We start from the raw sequence: 12,829 nt of genomic DNA on the forward strand, positions 1-12,829 counted from the left end.
TCCCTACCGCACACGCCCCACCCATGCCCTGGAAACACTGGTCCTCCGAACGCATCGGCTTTGCCCTGGCCCTATTGGCTGCGGCGGGCTTTTCGTTCAAGGCCATTTTTGTGAAACTGGCCTACGCCGTCCCGCAGGCCCAGCCGGTCGATTCGGTCACCCTGCTGGCGCTGCGCATGCTGCTGGCACTGCCCGCCTTTGTGTGGGTGGGCTGGCGCTCCAGCCAGGGGCTGGCACCGCTGACGCGCCGGGACTGGGCGCTGCTGGTGGCACTGGGGCTGCTGGGCTACTACGGGGCCAGCATTCTGGACTTCATGGGGCTGCAGTACATCAGCGCCAGCCTGGAGCGGCTGATTCTGTTCACCTACCCCACCATCACGCTGCTCATCGGTGTGCTGTTCATGGGCAAAACCGCCTCGCGGCGCGAGATAGGCGCGCTGCTGCTGTCCTACGCAGGCATTGGCCTGGCCTTTACGCACGACCTGCAACTCGCCAGCGACATGGGCCCGGTGCTGCTGGGCGGTGCCTTTGTGCTGGGCTCGGCCGTGTCGTATGCGTTTTACCAGGCGGGCAGCGAGCCCGTGATCCGCCGCCTGGGCGCGGCGCGCTTTACCGCGCTGGCCATGCTGGTGTCCACCGTGGCCACGCTGGCGCACTTTGCCGCCACCCAGCCGCTGCAGGCCCTGGTGCAGCCCGCAGCGGTGTACGGCCACGCACTGGGCATGGCCCTGCTGTCCACCGTGCTGCCGGTGTTCATGACATCGGCCGCCATCCGCCGCATTGGCGCGGCGCCCACGGTGCTGATTGGCACGCTGGGCCCCATGCTGACCATCGTGTTCAGCTACTGGCTGCTGGGCGAGCCGCTCTCACTGCCCCAAATGGCGGGCGCCGGGCTGGTGCTGGCGGGGGTGCTGCTGGTGGGGCGGCGCTAGGGCCTGTTCACACTATTTTCACCCCGTTCCCTTCGGGTTGCGACCAAAAAGGGCCATTCGCGGTGTTGCCAAGCCTCGCTGGGGCAGGACCCCAGCTTCGTTTGGCGCCTTGTGCCTGGCACTTTTTGGTCGCAACGCATCTGGCAAAAATAGTGTGAACAGGCCCTAACTGTGGCGGGACGGCGGGGTCGGCAGCCTTGGTTGTTCAATAGGAGCCGGGCTACCAGCGGGTGTTTGACTTGTGAAGGCAAGTGGTGCAGACTAGTCAAATGACTAGTTTTATGGAGGTTGCGATGCATACGTGGCCAGTTCAGGATGCCAAAGCGCGATTCAGTGAGTTCCTTGATGCCTGCCTGCTTGAGGGGCCGCAAATGGTGACCAGACGAGGCGCAGAAGCTGCCGTGCTCATTCCTGTGGACGAATGGCGCAGGCTCCAATCGGCGGCACGCCCCTCGCTCAAACAGCTCTTGTTGTCCGATGACGCGCGTGCAGACCTCGAGTTGCCTGTACGTGGTCACGCCACGCGCCGCAAGGTGGCGCCAATGCTGTGATGCGTAAGTACCTGCTGGACACCAACGTTGTGTCGGAACTTCGCAGGCAACGACCACACGGTGGCGTGGTCGCTTGGCTGCAATCGCTGGATGACACCCAACTGCATCTGTCTGCGGTGACGCTGGGCGAGATTCAAGCGGGCATTGAGCTGACACGGGAACAAGACCCTGCCAAGGCGCAAGAAATCGAAAACTGGCTTGAATTGGTCGCCAACACATACAACGTGCTGCCGATGGATGCTGGGACCTTCAGGGCGTGGGCACGACTGATGCACAGGAAGTCCGATACGCTTTATGAAGACGCCATGATTGCAGCCACTGCGCAGGTGCACGGATTGACCGTTGCGACCCGAAACGTCAATGATTTCAATGCGTTGGGGTTGGACGTTTTCAATCCATTTGCCCCGACGTAGGCATGCAGTGCCTGACGGTTAGGGCCTGTTCACACTATTTTTACCAGGCAAAAATAGTGTGAACAGGCCCTAACAATCCAAGAGCACCTCAAGCCGGGTTCAACACCCCCTGCCGCTGCCCCACCGCCTCGCGCAGGTAGGCCCAGGTGGCCTGCATGCGGGCCATGTGCTTGTTTTCGGCGGGCATGCTCATCCAGAAGGTGCGTGTAAAGCGCGCCTGGCCGGGCAGCACGGGTTGCAGGGCGGTGTCTTGTGCGGCCACGAAGGCGGGCAGTACGGCCAGCCCGGCACCAGCGCGCACGGCTTCAAACTGGGCCAGCACGCTGGTGCTGCGCAGCGCGAAGTGCCCTGGGCGGTGCAGTTCGTCCAGGATTTGCAGTTCCTTGCTGAACAGCAGGTCGTCCACATAGCTTACAAAGCTGTGGCCGCGCAGGTCTTCGGGCGTGGTGATGGGGGCGTGCTGGGCCAGGTAGCTGCGGGCGGCGTAGAGCTGCAGCACGTAGTCGGTGAGCTTGACGACGATGACGGCGCCGCGCGCGGGGCGCTCCAGCGAGATGACGATGTCGGCCTCGCGGCGCGACAGGTGCACCAGGCGCGGCAGGGCCAGCAGGTCCACCACCAGGCCGGGGTGCGACTGGGCAAACCGCGCCAGCGGCGCGGCCAGCACCAGGTTGCCAAAGCCTTCGGTGGTGCCGATGCGCACCACGCCATGCAGGCCGGTGCCCACGCCGGGGGCGGCGCTTTGCACGGCGAGGAAGGCGGCCTCCATGGCCTCGACCCTGGGCAGCAGGGCGCGCCCGGCTTCGGTCAGGCGGTGGCCACCGGCTTCGCGGGCAAAGAGTGCGGCGTCCACCTGCTTTTCCAGACCCTGGATGCGGCGCGCCACGGTGGTGTGGTCCACCCCCAGGCGGCGGGCGGCTCCCACCAGTGTGCCGGCGCGGGCCAGTTCCAGAAAAAAGCGCAGGTTGTCCCAGTCCATGGTGCAGTTTCTGATGAGGTGCGCATTGTGCGTTTATGCAAATCTTGTGCGCGGGTTTGTCTATTGTGCTCACAATTTCGCACAGCTACCATGGCGCAGATTGCCGGGCATGGTGCCCTGGCGCCTCAGGAGACACACCCATGGATGCTGCCGTCAAAGTTGCCACCGTCAAACTGCTGATCAACGGTCAGTTTGTTGAATCCCAAACCACCGAATGGCGCGACGTGGTCAACCCCGCCACGCAGCAGGTGCTGGCGCGCGTTCCCTTCGCCACGCAGGACGAAATCAACGCCGCCGTGGCCTCGGCCAAGGAAGCCTTCAAGACCTGGAAGAAGACCCCCATCGGCGCGCGCGCCCGCATCTTCCTGAAACTCCAGCAGCTCATCCGCGAGAACATGGCCGAGCTGGCCGCGCTGCTGACGGCCGAACAGGGCAAGACCCTGCCCGACGCCGAGGGCGACGTCTTCCGCGGCCTCGAAGTGGTGGAACACGCCAGCGCCATCGGCAACCTGCAACTGGGCGAGCTGGCCAACAACGTGGCCAGCGGCGTGGACACCTACACCCTGCTGCAACCCCTGGGCGTGTGCGCCGGCATCACGCCGTTCAACTTCCCCGCAATGATTCCGCTGTGGATGTTCCCCATGGCCATCGCCACGGGCAACACCTTTGTGCTCAAGCCGTCCGAGCAGGACCCCATGGTCACCATGCGCCTGTGCGAACTGGCGCTGGAAGCCGGCATTCCGCCCGGCGTGCTGAACGTGATCCACGGCGGCGAGATGGCCGTGAACGCCATTTGTGACCACCCGGATATCAAGGCCATCAGCTTTGTGGGCTCCACCAAGGTGGGCACGCATGTGTACAACCGCGCCAGCCTCAACGGCAAGCGTGTGCAGTGCATGATGGGCGCCAAGAACCACGCCATCGTGCTGCCCGACGCCAACAAGGAGCAGACGCTCAACGCCATCGCCGGCGCCTCGTTCGGCGCGGCCGGCCAGCGCTGCATGGCCCTGCCCGTGGTGGTGCTGGTGGGCGAAGCGCAAAAGTGGCTGCCCGACCTGGTGGCCAAGGCCAAGACGCTCAAGGTATCCGGCGGCACCGAGAAAGGCACGGACGTGGGCCCCGTCATCTCGTGCGCCGCACTGTCGCGCATCGAGGGCCTGATCGAGCGCGGCATTGCCGACGGCGCCACGCTGGAACTCGACGGCCGCAAGCCCAACGTGCCCGGCTACGAGAAGGGCAACTTCGTCGGCCCGACCATCTTTAGCGGCGTCAAGCCCGGCATGGCCATCTATGACCAGGAAATCTTCGGCCCCGTGCTGAGCGTCGTGGCCGCCAAGGACCTGGACGAAGCCATCGAGTTCATCAATGCCAACCCCAACGGCAACGGCACGGCCGTGTTCACGCAAAGTGGCGCCGCCGCGCGCAAGTTCCAGGAAGAGATCGATGTGGGCCAGGTCGGCATCAACGTGCCGGTACCCGTGCCCGTGCCGCTGTTCTCGTTCTCCGGTTCGCGCGCCTCCAAGCTGGGCGACCTGGGCCCCTACGGCAAGCAGGTCATCCTGTTCTACACCCAGACCAAGACCGTGACCGCGCGCTGGTTCGACGACAGCACCGCTGGCCAGGGTGTGAACACCACCATCAGCTTGAAGTAAGGCCAGGGGGCTGTTTCTCCCTTGCCATGCCCCCTCTCCTCTTGCGGGAGAGGGCTGGGGAGAGGGGTGAAACCGGCGCTGCGCCCCACCCACCCCTCTCCCCCCCGCCCCTCTCCCGCAAGGGGCGAGGGGAGTCAGCCCAAAATCAGGCTCCAGCGCTTGCCAATCAAGCGCCATCAGCTATAAAAACAAAAGCACACCCGACCCGGAGACCAGCCCATGGACTTTGAACTGACCGAAGACCAGCGCGCCTTTGCCGACACCGCGCGCCAATTCGCCCTGGCCGAGCTGGCCCCGCACGCCGCGCACTGGGACGCCGAGGGCATCTTCCCGCGCGAGGCCATCGCCAAGGCCGGCGAACTGGGCTTTTGCGGCCTGTATGCGCCCGAGGCCGCTGGCGGCCTGGCCCTGCCGCGCCTCGATGCCACGCTGGTGTTCGAGGAAATGGCGGCCGTGGACCCCTCCACCACCGCCTTCATCACCATCCACAACATGGCCACCTGGATGCTCGGCACCTGGGCCCAGCCCGAGGTGCGCGACCACTGGGGCCCGCTGCTGACCAGCGGACAAAGACTAGCCTCCTACTGCCTGACCGAACCCGGCGCGGGCTCGGACGCCGCCTCGCTCAAGACGCGCGCCGAGCTGGTGGGCAATGAATACATCATCAACGGCTCCAAGGCCTTCATCTCCGGCGCGGGCAGCACCGACGTGCTGGTGCTCATGGCCCGCACGGGCGATGCAAACTCCGGCGCCTCCGGCATCAGCGCCTTCGCCGTGCCGGCCGATTCCCCCGGCATCAGCTACGGCAAGAAGGAAGAAAAAATGGGCTGGAACAGCCAGCCCACGCGCCAGATCAGCTTTGACAACGTGCGCATCCCCGCCAACCACCTGCTGGGCCGCGAGGGTGAAGGCTTCAAGATCGCCATGAAGGGCCTGGACGGCGGGCGCATCAACATTGCCACCTGTTCGGTGGGCGCGGCCCAGGGCGCGCTCAAGCAGGCGCAGCAGTACATGCACGACCGCAAGCAGTTCGGCAAACCCATCGCCAGCTTCCAGGCGCTGCAGTTCAAGCTGGCCGACATGGCCACCGAACTCGTCGCCGCGCGCCAGATGGTGCGCCTGGCCGCCAGCAAGCTGGACGCCGGCGCTCGCGATGCCTCCACCTACTGCGCCATGGCCAAGCGCTTCGCCACCGATGCAGGCTTCAACGTCTGCAACGAAGCACTGCAACTGCACGGCGGCTACGGCTACATCCGCGAATACCCGCTGGAGCGCCTGATGCGCGACGCGCGCGTGCACCAGATCCTGGAAGGCACGAACGAAATCATGCGCGTCATCATCGCCCGGCGCATGCTGGACGGCGACGCACCGGACGCCATCCGCTAGGTTTTTGATAGCTGCCAGCGCTTTACCAACGGGCGCTGGCGGCCTATTTAACCTCAAACTCATTACCAGCCATGCCCGCCCGCCCCCTGGCCGACGAAACCCTGCACCTCATCGCTGCGGTGCGGGACGCGCTGGCCGAGCGCCTGGGCATGGACGCCACGGTGGACGAACGCAAACTGTTTGGCTGCCACGCCTTCATGGTGGACGGCAAGCTGTGCCTGGCCGTCAAGGGCGAAGACCTGCTGGTGCGCCTGCCGCCCCAAGAACACGCCGCCACGGCCGAAACGCCCGGCGTGCGCGAGCTGGACCCGCGCGGCGGCATGCCCGGCTACTTCTGGGTGGAGCCCACGGGCTACGCCACGCGGCCGCAGTGGCTGCACTGGGTGGAAACCGCCCTCGCCTACAACCCCCAGGCCAAGGCCTCGCCCCGGCGCACCAAGGCCCGCAAACAGACAGCGGCATGAGAGTTCAAGTTTTTTTACTCCCTGGCGCTTATGCAGCAAGCGCAAGTAGCTACTAAAACAATAGCTACCCCCTCCCCTTTTCCAACCCTTTCCAACCGACCAGGAGACAACACCATGCAAATCGCATTCATCGGCCTCGGCAACATGGGCGGCCCCATGGCCATCAACCTGCACAAGGCCGGACACAGCGTCAAGGCATTCGACCTGAGCCAGGACGCCCTCGCCAAGGTGAAAGCCGAAGGCCTGCAAGTGGCGGCCAGCGCCCAGGATGCCGTGCAAGGCGCCGAAGCCATCGTCACCATGCTGCCCGCCAGCCAGCACGTGGAAGGCCTGTTCCTGGGCAACGGCAACCTGCTGGCCAGCATCGCCAAAGGCACGCTGGTGATCGACAGCTCGACCATCGCCGCCGCCACCAGCCAGAAGGTGGCCAAGGCGGCCGAGGCGGCAGGCATCGACTTCATCGACGCGCCCGTCTCCGGCGGCACCGGCGGCGCCATCGCCGGCACGCTGACCTTCATGGTCGGCGGCAGCGAAGCCCAACTGGAACGCGCCCGCCCCCTGCTGGAAAAAATGGGCGCCAACATCTTCCACGCAGGCAGCGTGGGCGCCGGCCAGACGGCCAAGATCTGCAACAACATGCTGCTGGGCATCCTGATGGTGGGCACCAGCGAAGCCATCGCCCTGGGCGTGGCCAACGGCCTGGACCCCAAGGTGCTCAGCGAGATCATGCGCCGCAGCTCCGGCGGCAACTGGGCGCTGGAAAAGTACAACCCCTTCCCCGGCGTGCACGAGAACGCCCCCGCCTCCAAGGGCTACGCCGGCGGCTTCGGCACCGACCTCATGCTCAAGGACCTGGGCCTGGCCCAGGAAAACGCCATGGCCACCAAGGCCAGCACCCCGCTGGGCGGCCTGGCCCGCGCCATCTACGCCGCGCACAGCATCGCGGGGCATGGCGGCGAGGATTTTTCGAGCGTGATCAAGATGCTGCAGAAGAAGGGCTGATCTGCGTAGCTGAGGCCTTTACCTGCTGAAACGGGCGCTGTGGCTGGCCGCTGCAGCGCCCGTTGCTTTTCACACCCTCTGGCCACACGGTGCTGGAAGATCCACAGACAGGCACCCACACCGGTTAAAAAGACAAAAGGCCTGCAGCGGAAAACCACTGCAGGCCTTGTCATGATTGGTCGGAGCGGCGGGATTCGAACTCGCGACCCTCTGCTCCCAAAGCAGATGCGCTACCAGGCTGCGCTACGCTCCGACAAGCTGGCATTCTAACCCGACTTGCACCCTGTTTCGGGCTTGGACGGGCAAAACGCCGTTTAAATCACTAGTCAGCGAGCAGCGCCCGGGCCGGGACGGCCCGCCAGGTGACGGAAGGTGATGCGGCCCTTGCTCAGGTCGTAAGGAGACAGCTCCAGGGACACCTTGTCGCCCGCCAGAATGCGGATGTGGTGCTTGCGCATCTTGCCGCCGGTGTAGGCGATGAGTTGGTGCCCGTTGTCCAGCGTGACGCGAAAGCGCGAGTCTGGCAGCACTTCGGTCACGCTGCCCTGCATTTCAATCAGTTCTTCTTTTGCCATGTTCAATCTCTAAAAAACAATTCAATCCGTGTACGGCGCCTGCGAAATCGGGTGAGCCACAGGCGCAAACGCCTGTCCGGTGGAGCAGGCGCAGTGTGCTTTGCGTGCTGTGGGGTTCGCTGCACCCGGGGCGCAGTTCAGAAAGAATGCCGGGAGAGACGGCTCCAATGGACAGGCAAGGCGCTGTGCATGAGCCCGCTGATTGTACCGCGATGTGGCCACGTTGACTATGGTGCAGCGGCGCCCGCTTCACCCGTGGGAAGCGCCAGGGCCAGGGCACGCACCAGGTCCGACTGCGTGATGACACCCACCAGCCGCGCCTGCGCATCCACCACGGGCATGTGGTGGTGCCCGCCGCGCGAGAACAGGGGCACCAGGTCCATGACATGCTGCCGGGCATCGACCACCTGCACTTGCTGGCTCATGATGTCCTTCACCCGCGATGGCCGACCCGAGCGCCCTCGGATCAGGGTGCGCAGACGCTGCCCCAGGCCCTCGTGGGTATCGAGGCTGGCCAGCCGCACAAAATCCGCCACCGTGACGATGCCCAGCACGGCTCCCTGCGCATCCACCACGGGCAGCGCCTTGATCTGCTCGCGCCGCATCATGGCCCAGGCCTCCTTCAGCGCCACGCCGGGTTCCACGGCCATGGGTGGCCGCGACATGATGTCGGCGCAGCGCAGTTCGCCCAGCGTGCGCTGGAAGGCGGCCCGCCCGGCCATGTGCAGCAATCCGGCCAGATCGGCGCGGCTGATGTCCAGCACCTGGTTGTAGTGCGCCAGCGCTGCATCGAGGTCTGCCGTGCTGAACTGCCCGGCACCCACGGCCCGGTCATCGCGCTGCGGGCGCTGGGGATGCGGGTAGCTGCGCCCGGTGGCGTTGTTGTAGGCAATGCCCACCAGCACCAGCACGAGCACATTGAACAGCACCGGAAACAGCAGCAGGTGCGCGTCTTCGCCAGGGTTGAGCACCACGAACAGCGCCATCGCCGCGCCCGGCGGATGTAGGCAGCGCAGCGGCACCATCACCAGCACGGCGGCCGCAACGGCCAGCGCCGCAGCCACAGTGGGTTCGGGCACCAGGGCGGCACAGGCCAAGCCGACCCATACCGACAGCGTATTGCCCCCCAGCACCGGCCAGGGCTGCGCCAAGGGGCTGGAAGGCATGGCGAACACCAGCACGGCGCTGGCGCCCAGCGAGGCCACCATCCAGTGCCCGCCAGGGTGCGCGTGGCTCCACCAGCGCGCCAGCAGGGCCGCCAACAAAACGCCCAGGGCCGCACCCAGAGCAATACGCGCCCGTTCGCGACCCGTGATGCCCACGGGTGCAGGCCAGAAATTACGCAACCAGGCGCCACGCACCGCGTGCGCCGGTTCGGATTCAGGAGAGGGGAATGGCATTCGACAACATCCGGACCTGCCGGGCAAAACACATGCACCCAGGCAGCGCATGGCGCGGGGGAATGCAGGGGCCGCATTGTGCCTGCGCGCGCCATGGCCCGCGGCTGCACGCCGATTGACCCTGGCACACAAAGGGCAAGGCGCCGATAGAATGGCGCGCTTCCCCCACTCCAGCCTTCCCACCGTGTCCGACCGCCTTGCCGTCCTGCCGCAGTACCTGATGCCCAAACGCGCCCTCACCGTCGCTGCGGGCCGCATCGCCTCGGCACGCGCCGGCGCTTTGACCACGGCGCTCATCCGCCGCTTCGTGGCCCGCTATGGCGTGGACATGGCCGAGGCCGCCAACCCGGACCCGGCCAGCTACGCCAGCTTCAACGAGTTCTTCACCCGGCCGCTCAGGCCTGGTGCCCGCCCGCTGGCCGCCGCCGATCTGGTCTGCCCGGTCGATGGTGCCATCAGCCAGTTTGGCCCGGTGCAGGGCGATCAGGTCTTCCAGGCCAAGGGGCACCACTACAGCACCACGGCACTGGTCGGCGGCGACGCGCAACTGGCCGCGGAATTCGAGGGCGGCCATTTCGCCACGCTCTACCTGAGCCCGCGCGACTACCACCGCATCCACATGCCTTGCGAGGGCCGGCTGCGCCGCATGGTGCATGTGCCCGGCGACCTGTTCTCGGTGAACCCGACCACCGCGCGCGGCGTCCCCGGCCTGTTTGCGCGCAACGAGCGCGTGGTCTGCGTGTTCGACGGCGCCCACGGGCCGTTCGTGCTGGTGCTGGTGGGGGCCACCATCGTGGGCAGCATGGCCACGGTGTGGCACGGCCTCGTGAATCCGCCGCGCCCCGGCACCGTGCGCCAGTGGGACTATGCGGACCAATCCATCGTGCTGAAACAGGGCGATGAGATGGGCCGCTTCCTGCTCGGATCGACCGTCGTCATGCTGTTCCCGCACGGGCCCTTGCAGTTCAACCCCGCCTGGGGCCCCGCCCGCCCGATCCGCATGGGCGAGGCCATGGCCCACCTGGGCACCCGCTGACGCGGGCTACCGTGTCACGCGCCTCAGCGTGAACACAGCGGGCTCCACCGTCAACACATCGGCGTTGACAGGGGCTTCATAGCCCACCAGATGCACCAACAGCACGCTGCGGCGAATGATGATGTGGCTGACGGTTTCCCGGTTGGCCCCGAAACGCACCACGGTGCCGGGCTTGAAGATAGGCATGCGAAAACAAGCTGCGCTGTGCATGGTCTGCAGTCTGCGTACGATGTCTGAAGGGTGAACTCAATGCCGCCTGCCAGGGTGGCAGGCGCTATCGTAATCATAGCAACATGTTCCCTCACCTGCCGGGAGCAGCCCTACGCGTTTTGGTGCTTCCCCGGATAATCACACCCATGTCACTGTTGCCCCACCAGATTGAACTGCTGTCCCCCGCGCGCGATGCCGACATCGGCATCGAGGCCGTCAACCATGGCGCCGATGCCGTCTATATCGGCGGCCCGGCCTTCGGCGCGCGCGCCGGGGCGGGCAACGACATCCGCGAGCTGGAACGCCTGATCACGCACGCCCACCGCTTCCACAGCCGCGTTTTCATCACGCTCAACACCATCCTGCGCGACGACGAGCTGGAAGGCGCGCGCCAGATGGCCTGGCAGGTGTACAACGCCGGTGCCGACGCGCTCATCATCCAGGACATGGGCCTGCTGGAGCTCGACCTGCCCCCCATCCAGCTGCACGCCAGCACCCAGACCGACATCCGCACGCCCGAGAAAGCGCGCTTCCTGCAGGACTGCGGTCTGTCGCAGATCGTGCTGGCGCGCGAGCTGACGGTGCCGCAGATCGCCGCCGTGCGCGCCGCCACCGACCCCCAGCGCTGCGCCATCGAGTTCTTCATCCACGGCGCGCTGTGCGTGGCCTACAGCGGCCAGTGCTACATCAGCCACGCCCAGACCGGCCGCAGCGCCAACCGGGGCGACTGCAGCCAGGCCTGCCGCCTGCCCTACCAGGTGACGGACGCCCAGGGCCGCATCGTTGCGCACGACAAGCACGTGCTCTCGATGAAGGACAACAACCAGAGCGACAACCTGCGCGCCCTCATCGACGCCGGCGTGCGCAGCTTCAAGATCGAGGGCCGCTACAAGGACATGGGCTACGTGAAGAACATCACCGCCCACTACCGCAGGCTGCTCGACGAGATCCTCGACGAGCGCGAGGCCTCGGGCGACCCGCTGGCGCGCGCATCGAGCGGCCGCACCAGGTTCACCTTCACGCCCGACCCGCTGCAGAACTTCAACCGCGAGTTCACCGACTATTTCGTCAACGGCCGCAAGGAAGACATCGGCGCCTTCGACACACCCAAGAACCCCGGCCAGGCCATCGGCTGGGTGACCAAGCTCGGGCCGAACTTCGTCGAGCTGGAAGTGAGCGACACGGCCACCGTGCTCCACAACGGCGACGGCCTGTGCTACTACGACCTGCAGAAAGAGCTGGTGGGCCTGCAGATCAACCGCGCCGAACCCGTGTCGCCGCGCGGCGGCCGGCAGTGGCGCGTGTTCCCCAAGGACCCGATGGAGGGTTTCAAGGACCTGCGCAAAGGCACCGAGGTCAACCGCAACCGAGACATGGACTGGGTGCGCACGCTGGAGAAGAAATCGAGCGACCGGCGCATCGCCCTGTGGGCGCAGTTCGCCGAGACCCCAGACGGCTTTGCCCTCACGCTGACCGACGAGGACGGCTTTACCGGCACCGCCCAGGCCGCCCTGCCCCATGAGGCGGCGCAGGACGCGGCCAAGGCAGAGGCCAGCCTGCGTGAGCAGCTCGGGCGCTTTGGCGCCAGCCTCTTTGCCGTGCACGACATCGCGCTGCAAGTCTCGCGGCCCTGGTTCGTTCCCGCCTCCAGCCTCAACGCGCTGCGCCGCGACGCCCTCGCCGCGCTGGAGGCCGCGCGCGCTGCCGGATTCGAGCGCCTGCCGCGCGCCACGCCCGTCGAGCCGCCCGTGCCCTACCCCGAGGACACGCTCTCCTACCTGGCCAACGTGTTCAACCACAAGGCGCGTGACTTCTACGCGCGCCATGGCGTGAAGGTGATCGCCGCCGCCTACGAGAGCCACGAGGAGGAAGGCGAGGTCAGCCTGATGATCACCAAGCACTGCGTACGCTACTCCATGAGCCTGTGCCCCAAGCAGGCCAAGGGCGTGACGGGTGTGCAGGGCACCATCCGTGCCGAGCCGCTGCAGCTCATCAACGGCAAGGAAAAGCTCACCCTGCGCTTCGACTGCAAGCCCTGCGAGATGCACGTGGTGGGCAAGATCAAGCGCCAGGTGCTGAACCAGGCGCAGGAGCAACCGCTGACCTTCTACCGGGCACGCCCCACGGCGGCACGCTGAAGGCGCGGCGAAAATCTTTCAAAGAAAAAGGCCTAAGGCGCCCGTCAATAAAGCGCAAGTAGCTATTATTTTTATAGCATTTGATCGCTGT

General features: G+C 66.0%; 13 protein-coding genes and 1 tRNA gene. 9 read left to right on the plus strand and 5 right to left on the minus strand.

Features of this window, described 5'->3' with window-relative positions:
- The first annotated feature begins 23 nt into the window (after positions 1-23).
- The 3 genes from MJ602_RS07205 to MJ602_RS07215 all read left to right on the plus strand — a co-directional run bounded on the left by MJ602_RS07205 (position 24) and on the right by MJ602_RS07215 (position 1,896).
- Positions 24-932 (plus strand): DMT family transporter, encoded by a 909-nt coding sequence (locus MJ602_RS07205; protein WP_243020158.1) that lies wholly within the window; start codon positions 24-26, stop codon positions 930-932.
- A 293-nt stretch (positions 933-1,225) separates the two neighbouring features.
- Positions 1,226-1,483 (plus strand): type II toxin-antitoxin system Phd/YefM family antitoxin, encoded by a 258-nt coding sequence (locus MJ602_RS07210; protein ID WP_243020159.1) that lies wholly within the window; start codon positions 1,226-1,228, stop codon positions 1,481-1,483.
- Positions 1,483-1,896, plus strand: coding sequence for a type II toxin-antitoxin system VapC family toxin (locus MJ602_RS07215; RefSeq protein WP_243020160.1), 414 nt, complete (start codon positions 1,483-1,485; stop codon positions 1,894-1,896). Before MJ602_RS07210 ends, MJ602_RS07215 begins: the two co-directional genes overlap by 1 nt.
- A gap of 88 nt (positions 1,897-1,984) precedes the next feature.
- Here the strand turns inward: MJ602_RS07215 and MJ602_RS07220 are convergent, their stop codons facing one another.
- Positions 1,985-2,875 carry a LysR family transcriptional regulator gene (locus MJ602_RS07220; RefSeq protein WP_243020161.1) on the minus strand — a complete coding sequence of 297 codons (891 nt, stop codon included), beginning with the start codon at positions 2,873-2,875 and terminating at the stop codon, positions 1,985-1,987.
- A gap of 140 nt (positions 2,876-3,015) precedes the next feature.
- Between MJ602_RS07220 and MJ602_RS07225 the strand changes: the two genes are divergently transcribed.
- From MJ602_RS07225 to mmsB, 4 genes are all read left to right on the plus strand, one after another.
- Positions 3,016-4,527 (plus strand): CoA-acylating methylmalonate-semialdehyde dehydrogenase, encoded by a 1,512-nt coding sequence (locus tag MJ602_RS07225; RefSeq protein ID WP_243020162.1) that lies wholly within the window; start codon positions 3,016-3,018, stop codon positions 4,525-4,527.
- Positions 4,528-4,746: 219 nt separating this feature from the next.
- Complete coding sequence (locus MJ602_RS07230; protein WP_243020163.1) at positions 4,747-5,913, plus strand: acyl-CoA dehydrogenase family protein; 1,167 nt, start codon at positions 4,747-4,749, stop codon at positions 5,911-5,913.
- Between the two features lie 71 nt (positions 5,914-5,984).
- A complete protein-coding gene (locus MJ602_RS07235; RefSeq protein WP_243020164.1) occupies positions 5,985-6,377 on the plus strand; it encodes a TfoX/Sxy family protein in 393 nt (130 codons plus the stop codon).
- Positions 6,378-6,491: 114 nt separating this feature from the next.
- Positions 6,492-7,379, plus strand: a complete 888-nt coding sequence (mmsB, locus tag MJ602_RS07240) for a 3-hydroxyisobutyrate dehydrogenase (protein ID WP_243020165.1) — start codon at positions 6,492-6,494, stop codon at positions 7,377-7,379.
- Positions 7,380-7,555: 176 nt separating this feature from the next.
- Here the strand turns inward: mmsB and MJ602_RS07245 are convergent.
- From MJ602_RS07245 to MJ602_RS07255, 3 genes are all read right to left on the minus strand, one after another.
- Positions 7,556-7,632, minus strand: a tRNA-Pro gene (locus tag MJ602_RS07245).
- A gap of 73 nt (positions 7,633-7,705) precedes the next feature.
- Complete coding sequence (gene infA / locus MJ602_RS07250) at positions 7,706-7,954, minus strand: translation initiation factor IF-1 (RefSeq protein WP_162016351.1); 249 nt, start codon at positions 7,952-7,954, stop codon at positions 7,706-7,708.
- 227 nt (positions 7,955-8,181) lie between these two features.
- The gene (locus MJ602_RS07255) at positions 8,182-9,354 is read right to left on the minus strand and encodes an HPP family protein (protein WP_243020166.1); all 1,173 of its coding nucleotides are present in this window, start codon (positions 9,352-9,354) and stop codon (positions 8,182-8,184) included.
- Between the two features lie 184 nt (positions 9,355-9,538).
- Here MJ602_RS07255 and asd point away from each other — a divergent pair, with 184 nt between their 5' ends.
- The gene (gene asd / locus MJ602_RS07260) at positions 9,539-10,390 is read left to right on the plus strand and encodes an archaetidylserine decarboxylase (protein WP_243020167.1); all 852 of its coding nucleotides are present in this window, start codon (positions 9,539-9,541) and stop codon (positions 10,388-10,390) included.
- Between the two features lie 6 nt (positions 10,391-10,396).
- Here asd and MJ602_RS07265 read toward each other — a convergent pair whose 3' ends face one another.
- The gene (locus tag MJ602_RS07265) at positions 10,397-10,576 is read right to left on the minus strand and encodes a hypothetical protein (RefSeq protein WP_232828908.1); all 180 of its coding nucleotides are present in this window, start codon (positions 10,574-10,576) and stop codon (positions 10,397-10,399) included.
- A gap of 170 nt (positions 10,577-10,746) precedes the next feature.
- On the opposite strand from MJ602_RS07265, the gene MJ602_RS07270 reads away from it, so the two are divergent.
- Positions 10,747-12,738, plus strand: coding sequence for a peptidase U32 family protein (locus tag MJ602_RS07270; protein ID WP_243020168.1), 1,992 nt, complete (start codon positions 10,747-10,749; stop codon positions 12,736-12,738).
- The last annotated feature ends 91 nt before the right edge of the window (positions 12,739-12,829 follow it).

The organism is Simplicispira sedimenti (assembly GCF_022760965.1).
Lineage (GTDB): Bacteria > Pseudomonadota > Gammaproteobacteria > Burkholderiales > Burkholderiaceae_C > Simplicispira > Simplicispira sedimenti.

Coding starts and splice junctions, on each gene's coding strand:
- MJ602_RS07220 (WP_243020161.1), bottom strand. CDS start 2,875: ATGGACTGGGACAACCTGCGCTTTTTTCTGGAACTGGCCCGCGCCGGC.
- MJ602_RS07225 (WP_243020162.1), top strand. CDS start 3,016: ATGGATGCTGCCGTCAAAGTTGCCACCGTCAAACTGCTGATCAACGGT.
- MJ602_RS07210 (WP_243020159.1), top strand. CDS start 1,226: ATGCATACGTGGCCAGTTCAGGATGCCAAAGCGCGATTCAGTGAGTTC.
- MJ602_RS07265 (WP_232828908.1), bottom strand. CDS start 10,576: ATGCCTATCTTCAAGCCCGGCACCGTGGTGCGTTTCGGGGCCAACCGG.
- MJ602_RS07255 (WP_243020166.1), bottom strand. CDS start 9,354: ATGCCATTCCCCTCTCCTGAATCCGAACCGGCGCACGCGGTGCGTGGC.
- MJ602_RS07270 (WP_243020168.1), top strand. CDS start 10,747: ATGTCACTGTTGCCCCACCAGATTGAACTGCTGTCCCCCGCGCGCGAT.
- MJ602_RS07235 (WP_243020164.1), top strand. CDS start 5,985: ATGCCCGCCCGCCCCCTGGCCGACGAAACCCTGCACCTCATCGCTGCG.
- MJ602_RS07205 (WP_243020158.1), top strand. CDS start 24: ATGCCCTGGAAACACTGGTCCTCCGAACGCATCGGCTTTGCCCTGGCC.
- infA (WP_162016351.1), bottom strand. CDS start 7,954: ATGGCAAAAGAAGAACTGATTGAAATGCAGGGCAGCGTGACCGAAGTG.
- mmsB (WP_243020165.1), top strand. CDS start 6,492: ATGCAAATCGCATTCATCGGCCTCGGCAACATGGGCGGCCCCATGGCC.
- MJ602_RS07215 (WP_243020160.1), top strand. CDS start 1,483: ATGCGTAAGTACCTGCTGGACACCAACGTTGTGTCGGAACTTCGCAGG.
- MJ602_RS07230 (WP_243020163.1), top strand. CDS start 4,747: ATGGACTTTGAACTGACCGAAGACCAGCGCGCCTTTGCCGACACCGCG.